Below are 9101 nucleotides of genomic sequence, written 5' to 3' on the forward strand. Positions count from 1 at the left end.
TCAACAATGGTGTTAGTGAGTCCAAAGCTTATACAGATATGAAGTTTGAGACATTAAATTATGCCATTGAGGATGTCCGGAAAGAGGCAAGACAGGCTGCGGCTATTGGATTGGCAACGTCTAATTTACGTTATAATGATACACCAGGAAAGTTAAGTGTTGCACTTGGTGCGGGTGTATGGCTCAACCAATCTGCCTTTGCTGTTGGAGCGGGTTATACCTCTGAAGATGGAAACACACGCTCTAGTCTGTCCGTTACAAGTGCTGGAGGTCGCTGGGGTGTAGGCGTAGGATTAAGCTTCACACTAAATTAATAAAATTCACTATTATTTTCAAAATCGCCCCTGTCTTGGATAGACAGGGGCGAGAGCTATTGTACGATGAAAGAAACGATTTCTACAAATAATAATTGCTGCATTGATACTAAAAATAAAAAAGAGAAAAGGTGTAAAAAGTAGTGTATTTTATGCAATTTTTATAGAAGCAGTGGAAAAGCTGGTTAGTTATTGCATGTTTATCATCGAACAGTAGATAAAGATTATTCTTGAAGATGTAAAAATTGTACAAGTAATAGGATCATTAATAATACTAAACTTTATACAAATATAAAGTTTAGTATTAAATTATGAATTTGAGGATATCAAAAAAGAAGAAAATAAACTGTAACTTTTACTTTATCTGTGCGTAACGTAAGTTGATAATAGTTAGGTTTACATAAATATTTAACAAAGCAGTAAATTGTAATCTAAAGAGCAATATATCATGTAACTTTTTTGATAAAAGAGTACGCTAAAAAATTCTATTTTGATTCTCTTTGTATACAGTAGCGATAATGATTGAATGCAAATCCATTGATCAAAACGAGAATATTTAGACCGTTAAGCACTTCCATAAGTTTTAGAATTATTTCATGAATTAGAAAGACTTATTCTATAAAAAATAATTAAATTCATTTTTTTCTTGCTATTTTTCTTAATAGTATATAAAAGGTAAATAAGCTGTCGAAAGACGTTTTTACAAAACGCGGGGAAATAATCATGACAAAATCGTACAGAAACTACGAATCTATTCTACATAGCTTTAAGGGATGTAACTCTAAAGTTATAAATGTATCGCTTATTCTTACAATAAAAGCGCAATAATCTTACCTTAAATATCCTAAATTACTCAGCAAATAATCCAATACTCCTTTGCAATAAATACCTTTTATTGCCTCTTGGATACAAAATACTTAAATAATAGCGCATAAATATGTTTTTTCGATATTCATTTCAGTCTTTCTTACACCCTAATTCAAGAGGTTTTTGCAAAAAAAACCCTCCCTAAAGTCAAAAAACAATCACTACTCTTCGGATTACTAATCGCAATCTCATTGAAAGCTTAGATAGTCCTTTTTGCCGTTATGGCAACCCTAATCTTTTATAAAAAAGACCTTCTAAAAGCTTCTAGTGCCAGAATATGTCTTTTTAATGTTTTTAATATGTTTTTATTACTTGGAGAAGTTATTATGAAAAAAATATATACCACACCAAAAATGCCAGCAGTAAGTAATTTAAAAAACTCTTGTTCGCCTCATGGATTTTCTTTTATTAAAACGCTTTCATTAGTTTCAATGGCTGTTTTTTTATCAAATGCTTCTCCTGTTTCTGCTTGTGATCTTTGGGGTAATGTATCAACTTATTTTGGTGGTGGTGCGGATATACGTAAAAGTATTGCACCGGTCTATATAATTGACGGTGGTCTGTATAGAGACGTTGGTTCTGCGTTTTTAGGGGTAGATCGTAAATTCAAAAGTTTAAAAGCTGATTTTAAGCTTGAGATTAAAAATGCTTTTAATACTGCGTTTATAGGTTGGGAAACATGGAAACAGCAGGTTGATAAGCAATTTCAAACAATCTTGTCTGATATGCTTGTTAAGCAAGATTCTGGAGGGACTATTACAATTGGTGCGAACAAAGGTGGCTATGTAGTAGATATTGCAAATAATTCTCGTGAAGCGCGGGTTCTTACTGGTGTTCGTAATGCTGTGCTTAATCCAACATCAAATCAAGCAGTCAATGGTTCCCAGCTGTATAAATTGGGCATTGGGGTAGCAAAATCTTTTGGGGGTGGTGCTGGATATGATCAAAATGGGAACTGGATAGCTCCTACTTTTATGGTTAAGGCCTTTGATAAAAACGGTAATGAAGTTAACAAGAGCTATAATAGTGTTGCAGAGGCATTTACGGGTGTAAGCGATTCTTTTGCAAATCTTGATAAAAAGATTGAAAATGTAGTGACCAATGTGACTGGTGATATACTTGTTAAGCAAGATTTTGGCGGGACCATTACAATTGGTGCAAACAAAGATGGCTATGTAGTAGATATTGCAAATAATTCTCGTGAAGCGCGGGTTCTTACTGGTGTTCGTAATGCTGCGCTTGATCCAACATCAAGTCAAGCAGTCAATGGTTCCCAGCTGTATAAATTGGGCATTGGGGTAGCAAAATCTTTTGGGGGTGGTGCTAGATATGATCAAAATGGAAATTGGATAGCTCCTACTTTTATGGTTAAGTCCTTTGATAAAAACGGTAATGAAGTTAACAAGAGCTATAATAGTGTTGCAGCGGCCTTCACAGGTGTAAGCGATTCTTTTGCAAATCTTGATAAAAAAATTGAAAATGTAGTGACCAATGTGGCGGGTGATAGTCTTGTTAAGCAAGATGATACAGGGCTGATTACCATTGGTGGAAAAGTAAGTGGAACGAAGGTAAGTATTGCAAATATTGATAATGCGGTGCGCACTCTTACCGGTGTTGATGCTGGCTCGATTACAGCAACATCGACAGATGCAATTAATGGTTCTCAACTTTATTCGATGAGCAATGTAGTAGCAGGCTATTTTGGCGGTGGAGCTGAGTATAAAGATGGCAAATGGAGTGCTCCTACTTTTACAGTTAAAGTCTTTAATGAGGATGGTAATGGAGAAGACACGCACTATGCAAATGTTGCAGATGCATTGACAGGTGTGAATACTTCCTTTGCAAATCTTGATAAAAAGATTGAAAATGTAGTGACCAATGTGGCGGGTGATAGTCTTGTTAAACAAGATGATACAGGACTGATTACCATTGGTGGAAAAGTAAGTGGAACGAAGGTAAGTATTGCAAACAGTGGTAATGTAGTTCGGACTCTTACCGGTGTTGATGCTGGCTCGATTACAGCAATATCGACAGATGCAATTAATGGTTCTCAACTTTATTCGATGAGTAATTTAGTTGCGAGCTATTTTAGTCGTGATGCTGGATATGGTGAAGATGGAAAATGGAATGCTCCCACTTTTACAGTTAAAGTCTTTAATGAGGATGGTAATGGAGAAGAAACACGCTATGAAAATGTTGCGGATGCACTTTCTGGTGTAAGTAGTTCTTTTACAAATCTTAATCAAAAGATCGAAAATGTGACAAGCGACAGTTTTATTAAGCAAAATAGCACAGGGCTTATTACGATTGGTAGGCACAAATCCGGTGATAGAATAGATATTGGAAACGAGTTGAATACCACACGTGTTCTCTCTGGAGTTAAGGGAGGGGCATTTACAAAAACATCGACCGAAGCAGTAAATGGTAGCCAGCTTTATTTGTTGTCTCAGGCATTTGCAAATTATTTTGGCGGTGGTGCTGGGTATAATGACGAGGGGACATGGTCAGGTCCTAATTTTATAATTAAAGCCTTTGATAAGGATGGTAATGAGACTGCGTACAAGTATACGAATGTCGCAGATGCATTTGCTGGCGTGAATAAGACTCTCAAAAGTTTGAATCAGCAGATTATCGATGTAAGGGATAGCATTGATCTTGTTGAAGTATATGATGACTCTCAAAAAAGTGATGATCCGAATGATATTATCACTGAAGGCTTTCCTTTTATGAGCATGGCACCTATGACGAAAATGGCACCTATGGTGAAAATATTACCGGCAACTCTAAATAAGATGGAGGATGAGGTTGAAGGTAAGAATAGTAATGTCGTATCTGCTGTCGCTGGTATGAATAAGACTCTGTCCATTATCGATGATCGCACTAGTAAGGTTGAGCAGAAGGCAAACTCTGACGAAACCTCTAATGGTTTTTCCTGGAATGAAGAAGAAGGTGCATATGATGCTAGCCATAATGGAAAAGATAGTAAAATTACGCATGTAGCAGATGGTAACATATCAGAAGGTTCGAAGGACGCTGTGAATGGAGGCCAGCTTTGGGATACAAATAACAAGGTAACAGAAGTTGAAAAAAAGGTGGATCTTGCGGTTAGCTATGATGTCAAAGACGGAAAGAAAACTAATAGCATTACCTTAGCAGGTGGAAATGAAAGTGAACCTGTTATGATCGACAATGTAGCGGATGGTAAAATTGAAGAAGGTTCTAAGCAAGCAGTAAATGGTGGTCAGCTACATGATTATACGGATCAACAGATGAAGTTAGTGCTTAAAGATGCGAATGAGTATACGGACAAGAAAGTTGGTAATCTTATCAATGATAGCGTTAATGAGGCGAAGTCCTATACTAATATGAAGTTTGAGGCATTAAGTTATGATATTAATAATGTGCGCAAAGAGGCAAGACAAGCAGCAGCGATTGGCTTGGCAGTGTCTAACTTGCGTTACTTCGACGATCCAGGATCTTTGAGTCTTTCATTTGGTGGTGGTGTGTGGCGTGGCCAATCTGCTTTTGCTATTGGTGCAGGTTATACGTCTGAAGATGGGAAGATTCGTTCTAATTTATCAGCAACCAGTGCCGGAGGTCATTGGGGTGTAGGGGGTGGAATAACTCTGAAATTAAAATAACACCAGATAATACAAAAAATTATAATTTAACTAAAATTTCACCCTTGTCTCATCAGACAAGGGTGAAATTTTATATTATAGAGAAGTAATATTTTACAGAGAAAATCATAAAGTCGTATTGTTATAAAATTTTATAATACTTTTAGTGAGATTAATTTTAGTGAGAAATAAAGTACTTTAACAAAAATTTTACAAATACAGAGTAATGCTCTCATATAAATAAATAGAATGCATAATCGCACACTATTTAAAAAGCATATATTTATAGCTTCATTGCTAGAAAACATCCATTGGGGGGATATGTTTTAAAAAAAATCAAAAATTCCATCTATTATTTTGTTTTATTTGCTCTGTACACAACAGAAGCAATCATGAATTATACAGAAACCGTAATGATGAATAAGACTCGTTTTGGTCAAAACAAGGATACCTAAAGCAAACGATGAAATAGAACCTCTATATTTAAGTCTATAACATATGCAATAAAGCTATGAGTTTTAAATTATAAAGATATTCCACGATTGCCTAAATCGGAAAGACTCATTCTGTAAAAATAATTAAATTCATTTTCTTCTTGCCTTTTGTCTCAATAGTCTATAGAAAGATAAAAGAGACTTGAATAAGACTCGTTCTGGTAAAAACAGAAGAGATCTATCGCAAAGGGAGGTGCGAGAAGTTATGAAAAGATCACGCCATTATTCTCATTTTATTTTAAAGCTTTTAAGAGAGAACTCTGAAAGTTAGGGGTGAGCTACGCGCTCTCGCAAAAAAGTGCAACGCCCCACCAAAAATACTTTCAAAAACCTAACTTCCCTCACAATAAGCAAGCGTCTCCTCTTAAGTATACAAAATGAGCTCTTTTACTTCAAAAACCATAAAGTGCAGAATCGACAAAAGCGTAAAAATACGCCTCTTCCCTCCTTTTTTTCATGCTCAAATCGAGAAAATCTTTTTAAAAAACACACTCTGCTTAAAGGTGGAAAGCCTCATTAACCGAATTGTCAACCAATACCAATCACAACCTTAGCAAAGCCCTAATCACTTCTGTCTGCTTCTGCGAAAAAACCAAACTTTACAGAGAACAAACAAAACCCACATCCCTAAATTATCTCTAGCGCTGAAATGTGTCTTTTTAATGTTCTCAATATGTTTTTATTACTTGGAGAATTTGTTATGAAAAAATTATATACCACACAAAAAGCGCAAGTGGTGAGTGATTTTAAAAATTCTTATTCGGTTTATCGATTACTTTTTGTGAAAGCACTTTCATTGGCTTCAGTGATTATCTTTTTATCAAGTATTTCTCCTGTATCTGCTAATACGCAGATTTTAAATAACATATCAAACCGTTTTGGTGGTGGTACAAATATGCTTAAAGCTATTCCACCAGCCTATATACTTGGCAGTAAATTGGATGCAGATGATGGCTTTGCATTTATAGGGGGTGAAGAAGAGTCCTTCAAAAACTTGAGATCTAATATTAAGCTTCAGACTAAAGCTGCTTTTGATATCGCATTTGCGGGGAGGGAGCGGTTTAAGAATGGTGTAGATAAATTTTCTGGTGTTAATAGTTCTTTCACAAGTGAGAATCGTCAGGTTGCTGAGATAAACGCTCCTGCTGTTATTGGAGGAAAACAAAATAGTCTATCTCAAGGGACCGATCAGTATGAAAATACCAATAACTTTTCTTTCATGAGTGGCTTGTCTCGTGGACGAGCTCGCGATGATAAAGAAGAAGATGATGATTCGTTAAAACTTGGTAGTAAATCATCAACAAGAACACTAACTATTCTGAATAGTAATGGGGAAACTAGGAATATTAAGGGTGTTACTGCTGGTGAGGTTTCAGCAAAATCCATTGAGGCAGTGAATGGTTCTCAACTTTATTCACTAGGCACTGCGGTTGCTACGTCTTTTGGTGGTGAAGCCAGCTATGAGGATGGCAAGTGGGTTGCTCCTACATTCCATTTTAAAGGTTTCAACGACAATGGTGATGTCACTGACACGAGTTATAATGATGTAACCTCAGCCTTTACGGGTGTTGGCGATTCATTTGAGAAAGTTAAAGATCAGTTTGCGAATATTAAGGATGAAATTGGCAAAGAGATCAGTACAATTCAAAGTGATGCCTTGTTGTGGGATGGAAGCAAAGGTGCGTTTGTAGCAGAACATGGCAAAGAAGGTAGCAAAACGAATAGCAAGATTACATCACTTGCCCCAGGGGATATTGGTCAAGCTTCTACGGATGCTGTTAATGGTTCCCAGCTTTATGCTCTAGGGAGCAATGTTGCGAAGTCATTAGGTGGTAAGGCCAGCTATGAAGATGGCAAATGGGTTGCTCCTACATTCCATTTTAAGGGTTTCAATGAAAATGGTGATGTCACTGACACGAGTTATGACAATGTCTCGGCTGCTTTTGCTGGTGTTGGTGATTCTATCGCAAACATCAAAAATGAAATTAGCAAAGAAATTTCTGGTGAAAAGAGCGATTCTTTAAACTGGAGTGCTAAAGATAATGCCTTCGTAGCGAAGCATGGGAAGGAAGATAACAGAGTAAGTAGCAAGATTACATCACTTGCCAATGGATCTATTAATTCTAGCTCAAGTGATGCCGTGGCTGGTAATCAACTTCATGCTTTGGGTAGCAGTGTTGCAAAGACATTAGGTGGTAACGCCAGCTATGAAGATGGCAAATGGGTTGCGCCAAGCTTTATCCTGAAAATGTTCAGTGAAGATGGTAAGGAAGGTGAACACAAGACCTATAACGATGTAGGCTCTGCGTTTGCAGGAGTTGATACGAACTTTAGCAATGTTAATAAACATCTGAATAGTGTTGTTAATGAGTTTAATGAAAAGTTAGACAATATTAATAAGGAAGTTAAAGGGGATTCCTTGTTATGGAGCAATGAACATAACGCATTTGTTGCAACGCATGGAGAAAAGAATAGAAAGATTAAACTCCTTGCCCCAGGGGATATTGGTCAAGCTTCTACAGATGCGGTTAATGGTTCCCAGCTTTATGCTCTAGGGAGCAATGTTGCAAAGACATTAGGTGGTGAAGCCAGCTATGAAGATGGCAAATGGGTTGCTCCTACATTCCATTTTAAGGGTTTCAATGAAAATGGTGATGTCACTGACACCAGTTATGACAATGTCTCGGCTGCTTTTGCTGGTGTTGGTGATTCTATCGCAAACATCAAAAATGAAATTAGCAAAGAAATTTCTGGTGAAAAGAGCGATTCTTTGAACTGGAGTGCTAAAGATAATGCCTTCGTAGCGAAGCATGGGAAGGAAGATAACAGAGTAAGTAGCAAGATTACATCACTTGCCAATGGATCTATTAACTCTAGCTCAAGTGATGCCGTGGCTGGTAATCAACTTTATGCTCTAGGGAGCAATGTTGCAAAGACATTAGGTGGTGAAGCCAGCTATGAGGATGGCAAGTGGGTTGCTCCCACATTCCATTTTAAAGGTTTCAATGAAAATGGTGATGTCACTGACACGAGTTATAATGATGTAACCTCAGCCTTTACGGGTGTTGGCGATTCATTTAAGAAAGTTAAAGATCAGTTTGCGAATATTAAGGATGAAATTGGCAAAGAGATCAGCACGGTTCAAAGTGATGCGTTGTTGTGGGATGGAAGCAAAGGTGCGTTTGTCGCAGAACATGGCAAAGAAGGTAGCAAAACGAACAGCAAGATTACATCACTTGCCAATGGAGCTATTAATTCTAGCTCAAGTGATGCCGTGGCTGGTAATCAGCTCCATGCTCTAGGGAGCAATGTTGCAAAGACATTAGGTGGTAACGCCAGCTATGAAGATGGCAAATGGGTTGCTCCAAGCTTTATCCTGAAAATGTTCAGTGAAGATGGTAAGGAAGGTGAACACAAGACCTATAACGATGTAGGCTCTGCGTTTGCAGGAGTTGATACGAACTTTAGCAATGTTAATAAACATCTGAATAGTGTTGTTAATGAGTTTAATGAAAAGTTAGACAATATTAATAAGGAAGTTAAAGGGGATTCCTTATTATGGAGCAATAAACATGACGCATTTGTAGCAACGCATGGAGAAAAGGATAGCAAGATTAAACTCCTTGCCGCAGGGGATGTTGGTCAAGCCTCTACAGATGCGGTTAATGGTTCTCAGCTCTATGCTCTAGGGAGCAATGTTGCAAAGACATTAGGTGGTGAAGCCAGCTATGAAGATGGCAAATGGGTTGCTCCTACATTCCATTTTAAAGGTTTCAACGACAATGGTGATATCATTGACACGAGTT

At 37.3% G+C, this 9101-nt stretch carries 1 protein-coding gene and 3 pseudogenes; all 4 read left to right on the forward strand.

The annotated features are described in order from the left end of the window. A partial coding sequence (locus FS875_RS08745; protein ID WP_144755747.1) for a YadA-like family protein occupies positions 1-314 on the forward strand: 314 nt, incomplete at its 5' end. Between the two features lie 2231 nt (positions 315-2545). Further along, positions 2546-3661 (forward strand): annotated as a pseudogene (locus FS875_RS11005) (adhesin); the annotation flags it as partial. Positions 3662-4054: 393 nt separating this feature from the next. After that, a pseudogene (locus FS875_RS11010) lies at positions 4055-4822 on the forward strand (YadA-like family protein); the annotation flags it as partial. A 1173-nt stretch (positions 4823-5995) separates the two neighbouring features. Then, positions 5996-9101: pseudogene (locus FS875_RS08755) on the forward strand (hypothetical protein); the annotation flags it as partial.

The organism is Bartonella saheliensis (assembly GCF_902162175.1).